Below are 18,986 nucleotides of genomic sequence, written 5' to 3'. Positions count from 1 at the left end.
CCGAGAGTGCAGAGACGATCATGACGCAGTCCCCCGATCCCGTCGCCGCCGAGCGCCCCACCTCGAGCGCTGACGCCACCGTGGAGCAACTCGAGCAAGAAGGCGACATCGCTGCCGACTACCTCGAAGGGCTCCTCGACATCGCAGATATCGGCGGTGACCTGGACCTTGATGTGCGCAACGGCCGCGCGTACGTGTCGGTCGAAGCCGATGAGGAGGGCTCGCTGGCGCTGCTTTCGGAACCCGAGACGGTACAGGCGCTGCAGGAGCTGACCCGCATTGCGGTGCAGACGCAGACCGGCCGTTTCTCACGCCTCATCCTGGATGTCGCCGGCTCGCGCGACGCCCGCCGCGTGCAGCTCGAAAAGCTCGTCGACCGCGCTGCCGCCCGTTTGGATGACGGTGCTTCGCAGGCATCGCTCCCCTCGATGTCCAGCTACGAGCGCAAGCTCGTGCACGACATCGTCGCCGAGCGCGGGTTGATCTCCGAGTCGTACGGCGAGGGCGCGGACCGTCACACGGTCATCCGTCGTGGCTGACGTTTCACGTGAAACACCGGTCATCGAACCGGAACCTGAAGTCGCGGCGCAGATCTTCGGTGATCGGGTCGAACTCGCACGCGCCTTCACGGCTGCGCTTGGTGCGCACGGTGAGGAACGCGGGCTGATCGGCCCACTGGAACTCCCCCGGCTCTGGACCCGTCATATCCTCAACAGTGCGGTGGCCGCTCCGTTGTTCTCGGGTCGAGTCGGTGACGTCGGATCGGGTGCGGGTCTTCCGGGCCTGGTGCTCGCGATCGCGCGGCCAGACGTGCAGTGGGTACTGATCGAACCGATGGACCGGCGCGTCACTTGGCTGCACGAGCAGGTCTCCGCGCTCGGACTCGACAACGTCGAGGTCGTTCGTGCTCGTGCCGAGGACTGGGACGGCGGACCGGTGCTCGACGCCGTCACCGCTCGTGCGGTCAGCGCGTTCCGCACGCTCATTCCGCTGACCGCACCGTTGGTGCGTGATGGTGGCGAGCTGATCCTGTTGAAGGGCGCCAATGCGGCAAATGAGATCGGTGCCGCCGAGAAGCAGATTCGTAAGTATCGCCTGTCCGACGTTCGCGTCGAGCCGGTCGGCGATGGTGTGATCTCTGAGCCCACGAGAGTGATCCGCGCGACCGTTCGCTGACGTTTCACGTGAAACATCGCGCCCCCGCTGGTTTCCGGTGGTTGAGTGCCGCGTCGCAGACGCGGTGTATCGAAACCACACCCACAGGCGCCGTTGAGGCGGCGTTTCACGTGAAACATCGAGCGCTGCACGAGAGAACCCGACAACGGCTGCGCGCCCCGGTGGTTGAGTGACGCACTGAAGGTGCGACGCATCAAGGCCAGGCAAGCACGGGATGGTGCCACAGCTCTCGATCGGGCCGTGGATCCGCGCAGCCGCCGCGCTCCCGGTGGTTGAGTGCCGACGCGCAGCGTCGGTGTATCGAAACCACGCTCTCACCAGTCCGCCGCCGTTTCACGTGAAACGCTTTCGACTGAGCAGAGGCAGCGAGCCTGCACGACTTGTGATCAAGGCGATCCGTTTCGCCCGGCTCCACCCCTGCACTTGCTTCTCACGCAGATGCGCTTCATCAACGCGATCGAACGTCTCCGCGTAGACCAGTCGGACAGGGCGACGTCGCTGGGTGTAGGCCGCACCCTCGCCGGCGTTGTGCTGAGCAAGTCGCCGTTCGAGGTCGAGAGTTGATCCGACATAGAACGAGCTATCCGAGCATTCCAGGATGTACATGTGTGCCATCAATTGAGCTTGCAGGACGCATCCAGGTGACTGATCGGGCGTTGAGGCATCTGTGGATAAGGCGACGCGATTCGCTGGTGTGCAGGAGGCGATGTTTCACGTGAAGCACTGCGCCGTAAGCGTTCTGGGAGTGGTTTCGATACACCGCGTCTTCGACGCGGCACTCAGCCACCGGGAGCGTGTGATCCCCGTGATTGGATGGCGGAGCGCACTGCGGATGCGTGGAGGCTGTTCGTTCGGGCTGTGGCGCGGATGTTTCACGTGAAACGCCACCCCTACATGCATTGCGGGCGCGGTTTCGATACACCGTGTCTGCGACGCGGAGCACATGTTTGACGTGAAACGGGATCTGCGGGGTTGCTTTCGATACACCGACGCCGCGCGTCGGCACTCAATCACCGGTCAAGGTGACGGCGGTTGAGTGACCGGGCTCAGCCCGATGTATCTAAACCGGTGCGGTCGCGCTCGAGAACGAGATGTTTCACGTGAAACATCACCCCCACATGAGTTGTGGGGGTGGTTCCGATACGCCGCGTCTTCGACGCGACACTCAACCACCGAGAGTGCGGTTGTGCGTCGGAGCAGATGTTTCACGTGAAACGGGGTCTGGGGGTGTGGTTTCGATACGCGCGTCTTCGACGCGGCACTCACAACCACCGGGGAAGGGGACGTCGGGGCGCGCCCGCCGGCAATCACCGGCGGGTGTTTCACGTGAAACGGGGGTGGGACACCGGGGACGTCGGTGCGGTCAATTACAGTAGAGGAGGCCTTTCGACAACGACGGGAGTATCAGGTGCCGGAATCGGAGAACGCGACCACATCCGCGCCCTTCTCCATCGATGACAGCCCGATCGCCCGTGAACTCGCCGATCTGACGTCGCGCCGCAAGGTGCTCGACGACGTGGAGCTGGAGTTCGATGGCAAGACGCGGATCATCACCGTGTCGAACCAGAAGGGCGGCGTCGGAAAGACGACCACCACCGTCAACATCGCTTCGGCACTCGCGTCGGTGGGCGCCCGCGTGCTTGTCATCGACCTCGACCCGCAAGGGAACGCATCGACCGCGCTCGGCGTGCCCCACACCGCCGAGATCCCCAGCGTTTACGACGTGCTCATCGACGAGTTCCCGCTGGCCGACATCGTGCAGACGAGCCCCGAATCGCCTCGACTGTTTTGCGCGCCCAGCACGATCCACCTCGCCGGCGCCGAGATCGAACTCGTCTCGCAGGTCGCTCGCGAACACCGTCTGCGGACGGCGCTCGAGGAGTACATCCAGGCATCCGAAGAGCCCGTCGATTTCGTGCTGATCGACTGCCCGCCGTCCCTCGGTCTGCTCACGATCAACGCGTTCACCGCCGCCAGCGAGGTCATGATCCCGATCCAGTGCGAGTACTACGCACTCGAGGGTCTCAGTCAGCTGCTCGGCAGCGTTCGGATGATCCAGAAGCACCTGAATCCGCGGCTGCACCTCTCGACGATCCTGCTCACGATGTTCGACGGACGCACCCGTTTGGCCCAACAAGTGGCTGATGAGGTGCGAAATCACTTCCCGCAGGAAGTCCTGCGCACTGTCATCCCGCGTTCGGTGCGCGTCTCGGAGGCGCCGAGCTTCGGACAGACCGTCATCGCCTACGACGGACAATCCGCAGGCGCCGTCGCCTACCGCGAGGCGGCTGTCGAGATGGTCAAGCGGACACAGGCTCACAGCACGAAAGAAGGAGCATCCTGATGGCGAAGCGAACCGGACTGGGGCGCGGCATCGGCGCCCTCATCCCCACGAGCGAGCCGGCCGAGTCGCGCCCGGTCGATGTCTTCTTCCCTGGCGGCACCGCAACGATCACGGCCGAGGATGTCGCTGAGGTTCGCTCGGCAGACAGTGCCGCCGCAGAACCCGAACTCGTCGCCGTCCCGGGAACACGTCTCATCGAGATCGACCCGCATGCGATCGTGCCGAACCCGCGTCAGCCGCGCACCGAGTTCGACCCCGATGACCTCGCCGAACTGGTCCACAGCATCCGCGAGTTCGGCGTGCTGCAGCCGGTCGTCGTGCGCCCCACAACTGAGGGCACCTACGAACTGATCATGGGTGAGCGTCGCACGCGGGCTTCACGCGAGGCGGGCCTCGAGAAGATCCCGGCGATCGTGCGCGACACGGCGGACGAGGACCTGCTGCGTGACGCGCTGCTCGAGAACCTGCACCGCTCGCAGCTGAACCCCCTCGAAGAGGCCTCGGCGTATCAGCAGCTGCTCGAGGACTTCGGCATCACGCAGGAGCAACTCGCTGGACGCATCGGACGTTCGCGCCCGCAGATCAGCAATACGATCCGCCTGCTCAAGCTCCCCCTCCCGGTGCAGCAGCGGGTCGCCGCCGGCGTGCTGAGTGCAGGTCACGCCCGAGCGATCCTGTCGCTCGACGATGAAGAGACCATGGGCCGCCTGGCCGACAAGATCGTCAACGAAGACCTCTCGGTTCGCGCCGCCGAAGCAGCGGCGAAGCAGATCGGAACCGCCGGCACCCGCCGCATCGCGCCGCAGGCCGGCGCTCGTCGTGCACACCTCGACGACGTCGCGCAGCGCCTCGGCGACCGCCTCAACACCTCGGTGAAGATCTCGCTTTCGGCAAAGAAAGGCCAGATCAGCATCGATTTCGCAACCATCCAGGATCTCAACCGAATCCTCGGTGAGATGGGTGAGACGGAGTACGGCGCCGCCTGAGCCCCGTGCGGCCAGGGGCGCGTACCCTGGATGAGTGGAAGATCAGCGCAACCTCCCGCCGCGAGCGAGCCTCGAGCTGCTGCGCGCCGAGGCCGCTGACGAACTCTCGGTGCTGATCGAAGAGCGGATTCGCCACGGCGAAGACCCGTGGGACTTCATGGAAGATCTGCCGAGCGTCGATGAACTGGTCGTGCTCACGCTGCGCGCGGAGAACATCGCCGGCGATGGCGGGGTTCGACCCACCGCGTCGCGCAACTATCGCGTACTGCGGCAGATCGCACTCGATCACCCGGCGCTCACCAAGGCGGTCTGGCGCATTCTCGGCAGCGAACCCCACCGCGTGTGGGACGCGTCGGTGCGCACCCAGGCATCCTGACGGGTTCGGGTTCGGGTTTCGATACACCGCCGCTGCGCGGCGGCACTCAACCACCGGACAGGGTTGCGCGGCGGCACCCAACCACCGGGCTGAGCTGCACGGCGCGGTGAACGGACGAAGAAAAATCCCGGTCAGAACGAGAATCTGACCGGGATTTCGAGGTGTGGGGGATCAGCCGATGTAGGCGGCGAGGTCCTGCTCGAGTGCGAACTTCGGCTTGGCGCCGATGATCGTTGTCTCGACCTGACCCTTGTTGAAGACCTTCATCGCCGGGATCGACGTGATCTGGTACTGCATCGCGAGGTTGGGGTTCTCGTCGACGTTCAGCTTGAGCACGGTGAGCTTCTCGGCGTGCTCCGACTGGATCTCGTCGAGGATCGGTCCGACCATGCGGCACGGTCCGCACCATTCGGCCCAGAAGTCCACGAGGACGGGGCCGTCTGCCTCGAGGACGTCCTGCTGCCAGCTGCTTTCGCTCGTGGCCTTGGCGGTCATGTGGTGTCTCCCTCTGTGTGGCGATGACGTGACGGTGTCGGTGAAGAGAACGCGCGGATGCGGCGAATTGTTCCACCGCTCCGATCGAGGCGATCAGGCGATGGAGGCCTCGGGCAGTCCGTCGATCTCGGCGGCATCCACGGCCGGTTCGCCGGCTTCGCCGAGCGCGGCGAGGTAGTGCTCGACGTCGAGGGCTGCGACCGTGCCGCTGCCGGCCGCGGTGACGGCCTGGCGGTAGGTGGGGTCGATGACGTCGCCGGCGGCGAAGATGCCGGGCACCGAGGTGCGCGACGAGCGGCCGTCGACCCACACGGTGCCTTCGGGGGTCAGCTCGAGCTTCTCGTGCACGAGGTGGGTGCGCGGGTCGTTGCCGATCGCGACGAACACGCCGTCGAGGGGGAGTTCGCGGGTGGACCCGTCGACCGTGTCGCGCAGGACGAGGCCGCTCACGGCGTCGTCGCCGAGGATGTCGGCGACCTCGGCGTTCCAGATGAACTCGATCTTCTCGTTCTTGATGGCGCGCTCCTGCATGATCTTGGAGGCGCGCAGTTCGTCGCGGCGGTGGATGACGTAGACCTTGGATGCGAACTTCGTGAGGAACGTGGCCTCTTCCATGGCCGAGTCGCCGCCGCCGACGACGGCGATGACCTTCTCGCGGAAGAAGAAGCCGTCGCAGGTGGCGCAGTACGAGACGCCGCGGCCTGAGAGGCGCTGCTCACCGTCGATGCCGATCTTGCGGGGCGCGGAGCCGGTCGCGAAGACCACGGCATCCGCTTCGTGCGTCTTGCCGGAGCCGAGGGTGACGGTCTTGACGCGCCCGTCGACGGAGAGCTCGGTGACGTCGTCGTAGACGACCTCGGCACCGAAGCGCTCGGCCTGCTCCTGCATCTTGGCCATCAGGTCGGGGCCCATGATGCCCTCGGGGAAGCCGGGGAAGTTCTCGACCTCGGTGGTGTTCATCAGTTCGCCGCCGGCCTCGACCGAGCTCGCGATGACGAGCGGGTTGAGGTTGGCACGGGCTGCGTAGATCGCTGCGGTGTAGCCCGCGGGTCCGGAGCCGATGATGATGACCTGTCGCACGGCGACGCCTCCTTGGAACGGGGGATGCGGGACGCTCACGCACCCCGGAGAACTCAACCAATGGTAACCGCGCGGCATTCCACCGGCGGGGTGCGGCACGGGCGATGCGTCAGCGACCGGGCAGGAAGCGGCGGGCGATGGATGCCGCGGCCCGCAGTTCTGGTGCCCGGAGGGCCCAGAGGGCGAGGGCGTAGACGAGGAGCGCGGCGATGCCGATCGCCACGATCGCGACGAAAGACTGCGCGAGACCGGATGTCGCCCAGCCGCCGACGCCGCCGAGCAGCAGGAACACGCCCCAGCCCGCAGCGCCCGCCGGGATGGCGGCGCCGAGGAACCGCAGGTACGCGACGGTGGCGCCACCCATGCCGAGGGGCCCGATCTTGCGACGCAGCAGCACGACCGCCAGGACGAGTTGCACGATGTTGGCGAGCGACTGCGTGAGCGCGATGCCGGCGGCGAGGTGCACCGGCGCGAGCAGGGCGAACGCGGCCAGTGCGCCGAGAATCACAAGCGCTGCCTGCACCGCGGTGAACACGAACGGGGTGCGGGTGTCGTGGTACGCGTAAAAGGTGCGTTGCAGCACGAACTGCACCGACAGGGGCAGCAGTGCGACGAGGTAGGCGCCCAGCACGAGCGAGAACTGCACCGATTGCTCAGGCGTGTGCGTGAAGAACCGCGAGATCGGCACGATGGCGGCGACGATGGCGGCGAGGGCGCCGACCATGAGCACACCGATCGTGCGGGTGGAGGTGTCGAGGTCGGTGCGGACGGCATCCGTCCGTCCTGCTGCCGCGTGTTCGCTGAGCTGGGTGAAGTAGGGGGTGCCGATCGAGAGGACGATGACCGAGAACGGCAGCATGAACACGAGCCAGGCGTATTGCAGCGCGGCGACGGAGGCGCCCTGTTCGGATGCCGCGCCCACAAGATTCGTCTGCACGAGGCCGGCGAGCTGTCCGACGACGACCATGAGGAAGGTCCAGCCGGCCAAGCGTGCGATGTGACGCAGGCCGATGCCGCGCCACTGGAAGTCGGGTCGCACGTGCAGGCCGGCTTTGCGCCAGAACAGCAGCAGCACGAGTGCTTGCGCGACGATGCCGCCCGTCGCGGTGCCCGCGAGGACGGCGATCATCTCCGGCGTCCAGCCGACCGCCGACCGTTGCACACCGAAGATCCAGATGAAGGCCGCGAACCCGACGATCGAGACGAGGTTGTTGACGATCGGCGACCACGCGAACGGGCCGAAGACGCGACGCGCGTTGAGCACTTCACCCACGAGCGCGTAGAGCCCGTAGAACAGCAGCTGCGGCAGACACCAGTACGCGAAGGCGATGGTGAGGGGGATCGCGGCGGGCGACAGCCGGGAGCCGTAGAGCAAGACGAGTACCGGCGCAGCGACGACGGCGACGAGGGTGACGGCGGTGAGCGCCGTGACCCCGAGGGTGAGCAGCTTCGAGACGAACGCGCTGCCGCCGTCCCGGTGGGATGCCGCCTTGATGATCTGCGGAACGATGACGCCGGCCAGCAGTCCCGACGAGATGATCGCGTAGATGTTGTTCGGCAACTGATTGGCGATCGCGAACGCATCGGCGGCCCCACCGCCGATGACCGGCAGTGCCGCGGCGAGCACGATGTTGCGGATGAGTCCGGTGACGCGTGAGACGAGCGTGCCCGCTCCGACGATTGCGCTGGCGCGGCCGATGCTAGCCATTGTCGGCATCCTTCTCGTGCGCGACGACGTCTTCGTCGCGGGGGCGGCCACGGGCGCGCAGCCGCAGCCAGGTGCGTACGGCGCCGAGCACGATGAGGCCGCCTACGACGATGCCCATGAGGACGATGCCGACGGTCTCCCATTCGGCGCGCACCGAGACGTCGGCGGTGAGGGTGTCGCCGATCGCGACCATGCTGGGGCTGCGCAGCTGCAGGTCGATCGTGGCTTCACCGCTGCCGACGCGGGCTTCGACGGGCACGTCGGCTCGGGTGTTCTGCAGCGGGCCCGCCTCGACGGTCGTGATGTTCTGCACCCGCAGGCGCGGGTCGTTCGGCGAGGCGATGAGGATGAGCGACACCGGCCACGCCAGGTCGTTGCGGATGCTGAACTGCAGGGGCGCGCTGGATCCGAGCAGGGTGATGCCGGCCGGTGGCACGATGCTGACAGCGTCGAGGGTCGTGCGCGTCTGCGTGCGGTGGGCCGTGACGGCATCGCGCCACGCCACCGGGGTCTCGCGCCAGCCGTTGCCGATGAGCTGGAGGATCTCTGCGCGCTCGGTGGCGGTGATCAGCTGCGGGTCTTCGAGGATGGTCGCGAAGCTCGTCAGTTCGCTTTCGTCGGTGCGGAACTGGTTGAGCACGTCGGCTCGACCGGTGTCGGGTTCGATCTCGTCGAGCTGCACCCGGGTGGGGGTGGATGCCAGCAGCTCGTTCAGATCGACGGTGCTGGTGCCCGGCACGCCGGTGACGGCCGAGAGCGCGGATTGCAGGGCACTGCGGTCAACCGATGCCACCCGGTCGACGACGACGAGCAGTGGCGCGTCGTCGAGCTGCGCGGTCGCGAGCGTTGTGTACGCGGTGACCTGGGCGAGTGCGGCGGCGCGGTCGACGCTGTCGGCGATCGTGACGGCGTTCGACAGCGCGGTCGATGTGCGACTGTCGGCCACGAGGAGCGCGGCTCCGTCGTCGGTTTCGCCGCGGCCCGAGACCGCACCCGTGGCACCTGTGACGGAGGACGGCACGAGCGTCACGGCGGTGTCGTCGGCGCGTCGGATGCCGGTGATCGTCTCGCTGCCGGCGCTGCCGCTTGCAGGCCAGTACACACCGTCGCGGGTCGGGCCGATCTCGAGCAGCGCTTCGTCGTCGGGGAGGGCGCCCGTCTCGGTGTCGTCGACGTCGGCCGCGTCGGTCGCCGGGGTCTCTTCGTCAGCCGCCGTGAAGTTCTCGGCGTCGAGGTACGGGCTGAGGGTCGTCGCCGTGAGCAGGCTTCCGGCGCTCGCCGAGAGCTGGGTGGCGATGTCGGCGTCGCCGAACTGCAGCGCGAAGCGCGTGTTCGGCAGGGCGAGCAGGTCGTCGAGCCAGTCGGTCACCGATACGGGCGCGGCGGTACCGAGTGCGCGGATCGCGGCGGGGACGGCGGGGTCGACGGCGAGGATCGCGTCGGTGCCGGTGACGGCGTCGAGCCGCGCGCGCAGCGCCCCGTCGTCTGCCGTGAGGGCTTCGAGCTCCTCGGCCGTGGCGAGACCGGTCGTGAGGGGTCCGGCCGTGATCGGCACGACGATCGCGACCTGCGGTGACGCGTCGGCATCGGGCACGACGACGACGCTGCGCGCGGTGAGTTCACCCTGCGCCGATGCGTAGGTGACCAGCAGCGGGTATACCCCGGGTGCGCGGTCCTCGGTGGTCGAGGCGTCGACGTCGACCGTCACATCGAGTTCGCCGTGCGCGGCGATCGACGGCAGCAGCGTCTGGGCCGCCTCGGAGAGCTCGCCGACATCCGAGCCTTCGGCGATCCACGCTGCAACCGCATCCGCGTCGTTGAGCTCGCTGTCGCCGAGTGACACCGACACCTGTCCGGCGGCGACGGTCGAATCGGTCGGATTCGCCGCCTGCACCGCGACCTGCAGCGGCTCGTCCGGGTTCCAGAGCGCGTCGCTTTCGGGCGCGGCCGTGAAGGTCATCGGCGGCGCTTCGGGCGGACCGGTCACAGCGGCGGCGGTGACCGGGGCGGCGCCGAGTACGAGGAGCGCGGCAAGCACACCCGACCACACGCGTCTGCGCATGCGGGGCGCGGGGCGCGGGCCTGTCACCGGCGAAGTCAAGGTCATAGGGATGCGGTTTCTGTGCGATCCCGGACCGCACGACAACGCGATTCTAGGGCGACGGGCACTGCGGAACCTGAGTGACCGGCCGCACGACGCCGGATTGCGCGCGCGCGTGGGGTGAGCGGGTTGAATGGAACCATGCACGCCGACCCGACGCCCACCGAGCCCCTGTGCGCCGCGTTGCGCGCCGACCTCACGGCGGCCGGCTACACGGCTGCGGCGGTGCGGGCGGCGTGGGGTGCGGTGCCCGACGACGCGATCGGGCGCGGGCTGATCGGTCCGGCGTTGACGGCGCTGGCGGCGCGCGACGACGCGCTCGCCGTGCTCGCGCGGCTGCTGTTCCTCGGGCAGCCGACGCCCGTGACGGTCGCGGATCGCGCCTTGCCGACGCTGACCTCCCGCGGCCTGGTCGATCTGGGGCTTGCGCGCATCGACGGCGACGACCTCGTGCCGACGGCGCTCGTGCGCCCGCAGGACGTCGACGACGAGCAAGGCAGCGGGCACTGGTGGATCGCGTCCGACCTCGACGAAGCCGCCCGCGGCGGTGCGCTGCCGGTCGACCACGTGCTGGGTGTCGGCGGGGCGTCGCTGACCCTCGCCGGATTGCAGCTGACGGCTCCGGCCGATCGGGTGCTCGACGTGGGCTGCGGCTGCGGCATCCAAGCCCTTCGCGCGCGCCGTGTCGCCGAGCACGTGACGGCGACCGACATCTCGCGCCGTGCGCTGGCGTTCACCGAACTCAACGTGCTGCTGAACGGGCAGGGCGGCGTGCAGACGCGATTCGGCAGCCTGTTCGAACCGGTTGTCGGCGAGACGTTCGACCGCGTCGTCTCGAACCCGCCGTTCGTCATCACCCCGCGTGTCGCGGGCGTGCCCGCCTACGAGTACCGTGACGGCGGCATGGCGGGCGACGCGCTCGTCGAATCGTTCGTCACCGGGGTCGCAGCGGTGCTCGCGCCCGGCGGGGTCGCACAACTGCTCGGCAACTGGGAGTACCGGGCCGACGCCGACGGCCTCGAACGGGTGCGCGAGTGGGTCGGGCGGGCACCGGTGCCGCTGGAAGCCTGGATCGTCGAGCGCGAGTTGCTCGACCCGCTCAGTTACGCGGAACTGTGGGTGCGCGACGGCGGCACCACACCCGGATCGGGCGAGTACGCCCGGCTCATCGACGCCTGGCTCGACGATTTCGCAGCCCGCGGTGTCACCGGCATCGGCTTCGGGTACCTGCTGCTGCGCCGCCCGGCATCGGGCACACCCACCCTCGCGCGCTACGAGCGGATCGCGCAGCCCGTGCCCGGCGCGCTCGGCCCGCACCTGACCGAAGCGCTCGCCGCGTGGGACCGGCTCACCGCGATGGATGACGTGGCCCTGGCGGCATCGACCCTGATGGTCGCCCCCGACGTCACCGAGGCGCGCCACCACGCACCGGGCGAGGAGGACCCCCGGGTCATCGAGCTGCGGCAGGGTGGCGGGTTCGCGCGGTCGCTCGAGGTCGACCCCGGGCTCGCGGCGCTCGTCGGGGCGTGCGACGGCGACCTGCCGGTCGGTGTGCTCATCGATGCGATCGCCGACCTGCTCGACGTGGATGCCGCGGCCCTGCGCGCCGATCTGCTGCCGCGCGTGCGCGAACTCATCTTCACCGGGTTCCTCGCACTGCCCTGACCCATCGCGACTTGCGCCGAGCTTGCCAGTTCCGCCGCGAGCTTGCCGCTTCCTTGCCGAGCTTGCCGGCGAGTTCGCGAACGAACCGGCAAGCTCGCGAGCGGACCGGCAAGCTCGCGAGCGGACCGGCAAGCTCGCGAAGGAGGGTGACGCACCGCCGGTAGGCTGAAATCCATGCTCAATATGGCCGAGGGCCTGGCCCGGATCGGCGCGCTCGCCGCATCTCCTGTGGTCGCGACCCTCGCCGACGCGTTCGCCGCGGCCGGTCACGAACTGGCGATCGTCGGCGGGCCCGTGCGTGACGCGCTGCTCGGCCGCCGCACGAACGACCTCGACTTCACGACCGACGCCCGCCCCGACGAGATCCTGCGGATCGTCGAGCCGATCGCGACCGCCACGTGGGACATCGGTCGCGCGTTCGGCACGATCGGCGCGAAGATCCGCGGCGAACAGGTCGAGATCACCACCTACCGTGCAGACAGCTATGACGGGGTCACCCGCAAGCCCACGGTCGAGTTCGGTGACACGCTCGAGGGCGATCTGGCGCGTCGCGACTTCACGGTGAACGCGATGGCGCTGCGGGTTCCCGGTCCCGCGCTCGTCGACCCGACCGGCGGTGTCGAGGATCTCGTCGCGGGCGTGCTGCGCACCCCGAGCGACCCGGCGGTGAGCTTCGGCGACGACCCGCTGCGCATGCTGCGCGCCGCCCGCTTCGCCTCGCAGCTCGGGTTCGACCCGGCGCCCGCGACGGTGGCGGCAATCGAACGGCTTGGTGAGACCCTGCGGATCGTCAGCCCCGAACGTGTGCAGGGCGAGCTGGTGAAACTGCTGCAGACCGACGATCCGACCCGCGGGATCCGCATCCTCGTCGACACCGGGCTCATGGAGCAGTTCCTGCCCGAAGTGCCGGCGCTGCGCCTCGAAGTCGACGAGCACCACCACCACAAAGACGTCTACGAGCACTCCCTCACCGTGTTGCGGCAAGCCATCGACCTGGAGCACTCCCGGCATCCCGGTGCGGCGCCCGACGTGACCCTGCGCCTGGCTGCCCTGCTGCACGACATCGGCAAGCCCGCGACCCGAAAGCTCGAACCGGGCGGTGGGGTCAGCTTTCACCACCACGACATGAAGGGTGCGCGTCTGGCGCGCAAGCGCCTGCAGGCGCTGCGGTTCGACTCCGACACGATCTCGTCGGTGACGCAGCTCATCGAGCAGCACCTGCGCTTCTTCGGGTACGCCGAGGGCGCCTGGACGGATGCCGCGGTCCGCCGGTACGTGCGCGACGCCGGCGCCGAACTGGAGCGGCTGCACATCCTCACACGTGCCGATGTGACCACGCGCAACAAGCGCAAGGCGAACCGGCTCGCCGGTGCCTACGACGACATCGAGCGGCGCATCGCCGAACTCGCCGAACAAGAAGAGCTCGACGCGATGCGCCCCGAGCTCGACGGCAACCAGATTCAGCGGATCCTCGGCATCCGCCCCGGCCGCGAGGTCGGCGAGGCATACCGGTACCTGCTCGACATCCGCCTCGACGAGGGCCTCATCGGTCCCGAGGCCGCGGAGGCTCGCCTGCGCGAGTGGTGGGCCGCCCGCGCCTGATCGGCCCTCGCGGGACGGCATGCCGCCGCCTAGACTGGCGGCACTCCTCACTGCTGAACGGAGTCGCATGGCGGGGCGCTGGTCATCGCGGCGTGAGGTCTCACCCGAGAACTCGCGCCTGCTGATCGAGCGCGCCCACGAAGAGCTGATCGGCGGCAACGCGGCTGATCCTCGCATCGCGCAGATCCGTCCGCTGGTCGCCGATTCGTGGCGCCGCTCGCTCGAGGGGCTCGTGGGCGCAGAGGCCCTGCCGCCGCTCGATCTTGACGACGACGAGCTCGAGGCATACCGCCGGGCCCACCCGCTGTCGGGCGTCATGGACATGGTGCGCGGCCTGCTGCTGCCCGACCCGGATTCGGGGGTCATCGTCGCGGTGGGCGATGCCGCGGGCCGGTTGCTGTGGGTCGAGGGCGATTCGCAGGTGCGCGCCCTCACCGGTGACATGGGCTTCGTCGCGGGCGCGAACTGGTCGGAGGCGGCCGTCGGCACGTCGGCTCCCGGGACGGCGCTCGCGCTCGACCGGTCGGTGCAGATCCACGGTGCGGAGCATTTCAATCGGCTCGTGCAGCCGTGGTCGTGCACGGCGGCCCCGGTGCACGACCCCGAGACGCGGCGCCTGCTGGGCGTCATCGACGTGACGGGCGGGGCGGATGCCGCGACGCCACAGGCCCAGTTGCTCGTCGACGCGACCGCGCGCGCCGTCGAGGGCGAACTGCTCGTGGCCCGGCTGCGCAGCCGCGCCACGCAACCGCCGCCGCGGCGAACACGGACCGTGCGCACGCCCGAGACGACGACGTTGCGGGTGCTCGGGCGTGACAAGGCGCTGCTCGAGGTCGCGGGTGAAGGCCACGAAACCGTGACCGAGCTGTCGGCCCGGCACGCCGAGATCCTGCTCATGCTGGCCGTGCACCGGCAGGGCGTGTCGGCCGAGGCCCTCGGCGAGATGATCTACGGCGAGGGCGGCGGCGACAGCATCCGACCCGAGCTGGTCCGGCTGCGCAAGGTGCTCGAACGCACCGCTCCGCACCTCGTGCCGGCGTCGCGTCCGTACCGGCTGCCGGTGCCGCTCGAGACCGACGCACACCACCTCATCTCGCTGCTCGACCGTGGTGCGCACCGGGTCGCCCTGTCGGCGTACCGCGGCGCGGTGCTGCCCGACTCGGTCGCCCCAGGTGTCGAGGAGTTCCGCGAGCAGGTGCGCGTCGCGCTGCGTGAGGCGCTGTTGTCGGAGGCGTCCGTCGACGTGCTGCTGGCCTACGCCGACATCGATGAGGGTGCCTCGGACGCCGAGGTGCTCACGCTCGCGCTGAGCATGCTGCCCGCCCGTTCACCCAAGCGCGCGGGACTCGTTGCACGCCTGGAACGGCTCGAGGCCTGACGGCTCAGGCCTCGGTCGCGAGCGCGCACGCGCTGCGGGTGACCGGATGACCCGGAGACCGTGTGTTCGGATAGTGCGTCCGGTGGCGTCGCGGTGGGAGGATGGGTGCGACGAAAGGATCGGCGATGAGCGATGACACGGCATCCGACCTGCCAAGCGAGCAACTGACGGCGCTCGCCGAGGCCCACGGCATCGCAACGCGCTATTGGTCGTTCTTCGGCGACGAGGTCGTCGTGCCCGCCTCGACCCTCGTGGCCGTCCTGACCGCCATGGAGGTCGCCGCACACGATGCGGATGCCGTGGCGCGGGCACTCGCCGACGTGCAGGACCAGCCGTGGCGGGCGCTCGTGCCCGCATCGACCGTCGTCCGGCCCGGCGCCGGTGACCTCGTGCTGCACGTGGCCGACGGCCACGACGTCACCGTCACCATTCGGTTCGAGACGGGCGGCAGCCGCGTGCTCGAGATTCCGGTGCAGAGTCCGGAAGCTCGCGAGGTTGATGGCATCCGGCTGTGGCGCGTGCGTGTGCCGGTGCCCGCAGATGTGCCGCTCGGCTGGCACACTGTGCAGGTGTCGCAATGGGTCCACGGCGGCGCCGACACCCGCGTGGCCGAAGGTGTGCTCGCGGTCACGCCGGCGCGACTGCCCGACCCACCTGTGCGCTCGGGCGAGCGCGGCTGGGGCCTGATGGCGCAGATGTACTCGGTGCGGTCGGAGCGGTCGTGGGGCATGGGCGATTTCGCCGACCTCGGTGACCTCGCCGCGATCGCCGGGCAGCGCGGGGCCGACTTCCTGCTCGTGAACCCGATCCACGCAGCCGAAGTGACCGTGCCGATCGAACCGTCGCCGTACCTCCCCGCCACCAGGCGCTTCCTCGCCCCGCTGTACGTGCGCCCCGAAGACATCCGTGAGGTCGCGTACCTCGACGAGGGCGACCGCGCCGTCGTGACCGAGGCGCAGGCAGCGGTCGGCGCGATGAACACGGATGCCGAGCGCATCGACCGCGATGCTGTCTGGACAGCCAAGCGTGCCGCCCTCGAACTCGTCTTCGCCGCACCGCGCTCGGCGGCGCGCCAGATCGAACTCGACGCGTTCCTCGCCCGTGAGGGGCAGGCGCTGCAGGACTTCGCGCTGTGGTGTGCGCTCGAAGAGCATTACGCCGACGTGCCCGCCGATGAGCGCCCCGCCGACGCGTGGGACATCGGCTCCGAACTCGTCGCGCAGCTGCGCGGCCGCCTTGCCGACCGGGTTGCGTTCCATGCCTGGCTGCAGTGGGTCGCCGACGAACAGGTCGAGGCCGCGCAGGCGGGAGCCGTGGCATCCGGCATGGGCATCGGCATCATGCACGACCTCGCCGTCGGCGTGCACACGCGCGGGTCGGATGCGTGGTCGTTGCGTGACATGTACGCCGGCGGCATCACGGTCGGCGCCCCGCCTGACATGTACAACCAGCAGGGGCAGAACTGGAACCAGCCGCCGTGGCTGCCCGCAGCGCTGGCCGAGGCCGCGTATGCGCCGCTGCGCGACATGATCCGCACCCTCCTGCGACACGCGGGCGCGTTGCGCATCGACCACATCATCGGGCTGTTCCGGCTGTGGTGGATTCCGGCGGGCCTGGGCCCCGCCGCCGGCACTTACGTGCGTTACGACCACGAGGCGATGATCGGCGTGCTGGCGTTGGAGGCGCAGCGCGCCGGCGCGGTGCTCATCGGCGAAGACCTCGGCAACGTCGAGCCGTGGGTGCGCGACTACCTGTCGGCCCGCGGCATCCTCGGTACGAGCGTGCTGTGGTTCGAGCAGGAGGGCGACCGTCCGCTGCCGCCCGAGCGCTACCGGCGGGACCTGCTCGCGACCGTCAACACGCACGACCTGCCGCCGACCGCCGGCTACCTCGCCGACGAGCACGTCGCCCTGCGCGCCCGCTTGGGGTTGCTCACGCAGCCGGTCGATGAGGCGCTCGCCGAGGCCGACGAGGAGCGGCGGCGCATGCTCGACGAGCTGCGCCGCCGCGGACTCATCGACGACGATGCCGACGAACAGCAGATCATCGAGGCGCTGCACGTGTTCCTCGCGGCATCCCCGTCGCGCCTGCTCGGCGTCGCCCTCGTGGATGCCGTGGGCGAACGTCGCGTGCAGAACCAGCCCGGCACCGACAAGGAGTACCCGAACTGGCAGGTGCCGCTCGCCGGCCCCGACGGCGCCGCGGTGCTGCTCGAAGACCTGCCCGCCGACGAACGCTTCACGTCACTGCTCGCGGCGGTCGACCGCGCCCTTCGCTGACCGCGCGTCGCGTTCAGTCACCACGACTGGGCCACATTCCGGCATCCGCGCCATCGATCGATGCCGCAGTCGCCGCGAACTGGCGCAGACGCGTGAACCGGATGCCGGGCGGCCCGCACCCCTCGCAACGGGATGCAACGTTGCACGGCGTAGCGTGCCCGACACGTCGCAGCACCGAAGCGCGACGCTCATGGACTGTCGAAGGAGACCATCATGACCATCGTCGAAGAGGGCGTCTCGAGCGTCTACGCCGCACCCGGCCAGCGGGGTGCCGTCGCCGACTACCGCTCCCGCTACGGCCACTACATCGGCGGCGAGTTCGTCGAGCCCGTCAAGGGCCAGTACTTCGAGAACATCACGCCCGTGACCGGGAAGCCGTTCTGCGAGGTCGGGCGCGGCACAGTCGAAGACATCGACCGCGCCGTCGACGTCGCCTGGAAGGCGTTCGAGTCGTGGAAGAAGACGACGCCCGCCGAGCGCGCCGTCATCCTCAACAAGATCGCCGACCGCATCGAGCAGAACCTCGAAGCGATCGCCGTCGCCGAGACGTGGGAGAACGGCAAGCCGGTCCGCGAGACCCTCAACGCCGACATCCCGCTGATGGTCGACCACTTCCGCTACTTCGCGGGCGTGCTGCGGGCCCAGGAGGGTTCGCTCAGCCAGCTCGATGAAGACACCGTCGCGTACCACTTCCACGAGCCGCTCGGCGTGGTCGGGCAGATCATCCCGTGGAACTTCCCGCTGCTGATGGCGACGTGGAAGCTCGCCCCCGCGCTCGCCGCCGGCAACTGCGTCGTGCTGAAGCCGGCAGAGCAGACCCCGGCATCCATCCTGTTCCTGTTCGACATCATCGGCGACCTGTTGCCGGAGGGCGTCGTGAACATCGTGAACGGGTTCGGCATCGAAGCCGGCGCCCCGCTCGCGCAGCACAAGCGCATTCGCAAGGTCGCGTTCACGGGTGAGACCACGACCGGTCGGCTCATCATGCAGTACGCGTCGCAGAACCTCATCCCGGTGACCCTCGAACTCGGTGGCAAGTCGGCGAACGTGTTCTTCGACGACGTCGCGCGCGAGAAGGATGCCTACTACGACAAGGCGCTCGAAGGCTTCACGTTCTTCGCCCTCAACCAGGGCGAAGTGTGCACCTGCCCGTCGCGTGCGCTCATCCAGAAGTCGATGTACGACGGGTTCCTCGCCGACGGCCTCGACCGTGTCGGCAAGATCGTGCAGGGCAACCCGCTCGACCCCGAGACGATGATCGGCGCGCAGGCCTCGAACGACCAACTCGAGAAGATCCTCAGCTATATCGAGATCGGCAAGGAGGGCGGCGCGAAGCTGCTCGCCGGCGGTGAGCGGGTCGACCTCGGCGGCGAGCTGAGCGGCGGCTACTACGTCGCCCCGACCGTGTTCGAGGGAACGAACGACATGCGCATCTTCCAGGAGGAGATCTTCGGACCGGTGGTCTCGGTGACCTCGTTCACCGACTTCGCCGACGCGATGTCGATCGCCAACGACACCCTCTACGGCCTCGGCGCCGGCGTGTGGAGCCGCTCCGGCGACACCGCCTACCGCGCCGGCCGCGCCATCGAGGCCGGTCGTGTCTGGACGAACACGTACCACCAGTACCCCGCCCACTCCGCGTTCGGCGGCTACAAGCAGTCCGGCATCGGTCGCGAGAACCACCTGAAGATGCTCGACCACTACCAGCAGACGAAGAACCTGCTCGTCTCGTACGCCGAAGGCGCGATGGGCTTCTTCTGATCGGCATCCGCGTTTCGACGCTCCGCTCCTCGCTC

The 18,986-nt window shown here is 68.9% G+C and carries 15 protein-coding genes; 10 read left to right on the top strand and 5 right to left on the bottom strand.

Annotated elements, in window-relative coordinates; genetic code table 11:
• Positions 1-20 precede the first annotated feature (20 nt).
• Both AC3ENX_RS11030 and rsmG read left to right on the top strand, forming a co-directional pair.
• A complete protein-coding gene (locus tag AC3ENX_RS11030) occupies positions 21-539 on the top strand; it encodes a Jag family protein (protein ID WP_434811928.1) in 519 nt (172 codons plus the stop codon).
• Complete coding sequence (gene rsmG, locus AC3ENX_RS11025) at positions 532-1,176, top strand: 16S rRNA (guanine(527)-N(7))-methyltransferase RsmG (protein ID WP_434811927.1); 645 nt, start codon at positions 532-534, stop codon at positions 1,174-1,176. The genes AC3ENX_RS11030 and rsmG overlap by 8 nt, the downstream gene beginning before the upstream one ends.
• A 333-nt stretch (positions 1,177-1,509) precedes the next feature.
• Here the strand turns inward: rsmG and AC3ENX_RS11020 are convergent, their stop codons facing one another.
• On the bottom strand, positions 1,510-1,791 hold the full coding sequence (locus AC3ENX_RS11020; RefSeq protein WP_434811926.1) for a GIY-YIG nuclease family protein: 282 nt from the start codon (positions 1,789-1,791) through the stop codon (positions 1,510-1,512).
• A gap of 793 nt (positions 1,792-2,584) precedes the next feature.
• On the opposite strand from AC3ENX_RS11020, the gene AC3ENX_RS11015 reads away from it, so the two are divergent.
• The 3 genes from AC3ENX_RS11015 to AC3ENX_RS11005 are packed head-to-tail and all read left to right on the top strand — an operon-like array spanning position 2,585 to position 4,882.
• Entirely contained in the window at positions 2,585-3,520 is a 936-nt protein-coding gene (locus AC3ENX_RS11015; protein WP_434811925.1) for a ParA family protein, read from the top strand.
• Complete coding sequence (locus AC3ENX_RS11010; protein ID WP_434811924.1) at positions 3,520-4,506, top strand: ParB/RepB/Spo0J family partition protein; 987 nt, start codon at positions 3,520-3,522, stop codon at positions 4,504-4,506. Before AC3ENX_RS11015 ends, AC3ENX_RS11010 begins: the two co-directional genes overlap by 1 nt.
• Before the next feature lie 34 nt (positions 4,507-4,540).
• Complete coding sequence (locus AC3ENX_RS11005) at positions 4,541-4,882, top strand: tryptophan synthase subunit alpha (RefSeq protein WP_434811923.1); 342 nt, start codon at positions 4,541-4,543, stop codon at positions 4,880-4,882.
• Positions 4,883-5,053: 171 nt separating this feature from the next.
• Here the strand turns inward: AC3ENX_RS11005 and trxA are convergent, their stop codons facing one another.
• The 4 genes from trxA to AC3ENX_RS10985 all read right to left on the bottom strand — a co-directional run bounded on the left by trxA (position 5,054) and on the right by AC3ENX_RS10985 (position 10,254).
• Positions 5,054-5,377 carry a thioredoxin gene (gene trxA / locus AC3ENX_RS11000; RefSeq protein WP_434811922.1) on the bottom strand — a complete coding sequence of 108 codons (324 nt, stop codon included), beginning with the start codon at positions 5,375-5,377 and terminating at the stop codon, positions 5,054-5,056.
• A 93-nt stretch (positions 5,378-5,470) separates the two neighbouring features.
• A complete protein-coding gene (gene trxB, locus AC3ENX_RS10995; RefSeq protein WP_434811921.1) occupies positions 5,471-6,457 on the bottom strand; it encodes a thioredoxin-disulfide reductase in 987 nt (328 codons plus the stop codon).
• 109 nt (positions 6,458-6,566) lie between these two features.
• Positions 6,567-8,165 carry a murein biosynthesis integral membrane protein MurJ gene (gene murJ, locus AC3ENX_RS10990; RefSeq protein WP_434811920.1) on the bottom strand — a complete coding sequence of 533 codons (1,599 nt, stop codon included), beginning with the start codon at positions 8,163-8,165 and terminating at the stop codon, positions 6,567-6,569.
• Positions 8,158-10,254, bottom strand: a complete 2,097-nt coding sequence (locus AC3ENX_RS10985) for a DUF6049 family protein (protein ID WP_434811919.1) — start codon at positions 10,252-10,254, stop codon at positions 8,158-8,160. Before AC3ENX_RS10985 ends, murJ begins: the two co-directional genes overlap by 8 nt.
• 153 nt (positions 10,255-10,407) lie before the next feature.
• Between AC3ENX_RS10985 and AC3ENX_RS10980 the strand changes: the two genes are divergently transcribed.
• The 5 genes from AC3ENX_RS10980 (at position 10,408) to exaC (ending at position 18,951) form a co-directional block, all read left to right on the top strand.
• Positions 10,408-11,931, top strand: coding sequence for a DUF7059 domain-containing protein (locus tag AC3ENX_RS10980; protein WP_434811918.1), 1,524 nt, complete (start codon positions 10,408-10,410; stop codon positions 11,929-11,931).
• A 174-nt stretch (positions 11,932-12,105) separates the two neighbouring features.
• Positions 12,106-13,533, top strand: coding sequence for a CCA tRNA nucleotidyltransferase (locus AC3ENX_RS10975; RefSeq protein WP_434811917.1), 1,428 nt, complete (start codon positions 12,106-12,108; stop codon positions 13,531-13,533).
• A gap of 67 nt (positions 13,534-13,600) precedes the next feature.
• Positions 13,601-14,911, top strand: a complete 1,311-nt coding sequence (locus AC3ENX_RS10970) for a GAF domain-containing protein (RefSeq protein ID WP_434811916.1) — start codon at positions 13,601-13,603, stop codon at positions 14,909-14,911.
• Between the two features lie 125 nt (positions 14,912-15,036).
• The gene (malQ, locus tag AC3ENX_RS10965) at positions 15,037-17,190 is read left to right on the top strand and encodes a 4-alpha-glucanotransferase (RefSeq protein WP_434811915.1); all 2,154 of its coding nucleotides are present in this window, start codon (positions 15,037-15,039) and stop codon (positions 17,188-17,190) included.
• Between the two features lie 213 nt (positions 17,191-17,403).
• Complete coding sequence (exaC, locus tag AC3ENX_RS10960; RefSeq protein ID WP_434811914.1) at positions 17,404-18,951, top strand: acetaldehyde dehydrogenase ExaC; 1,548 nt, start codon at positions 17,404-17,406, stop codon at positions 18,949-18,951.
• Positions 18,952-18,986 lie beyond the last annotated feature (35 nt).

The organism is Microbacterium sp. bgisy189, assembly GCF_057707225.1.
This window is presented reverse-complemented; position numbering and strand designations above follow the sequence as displayed.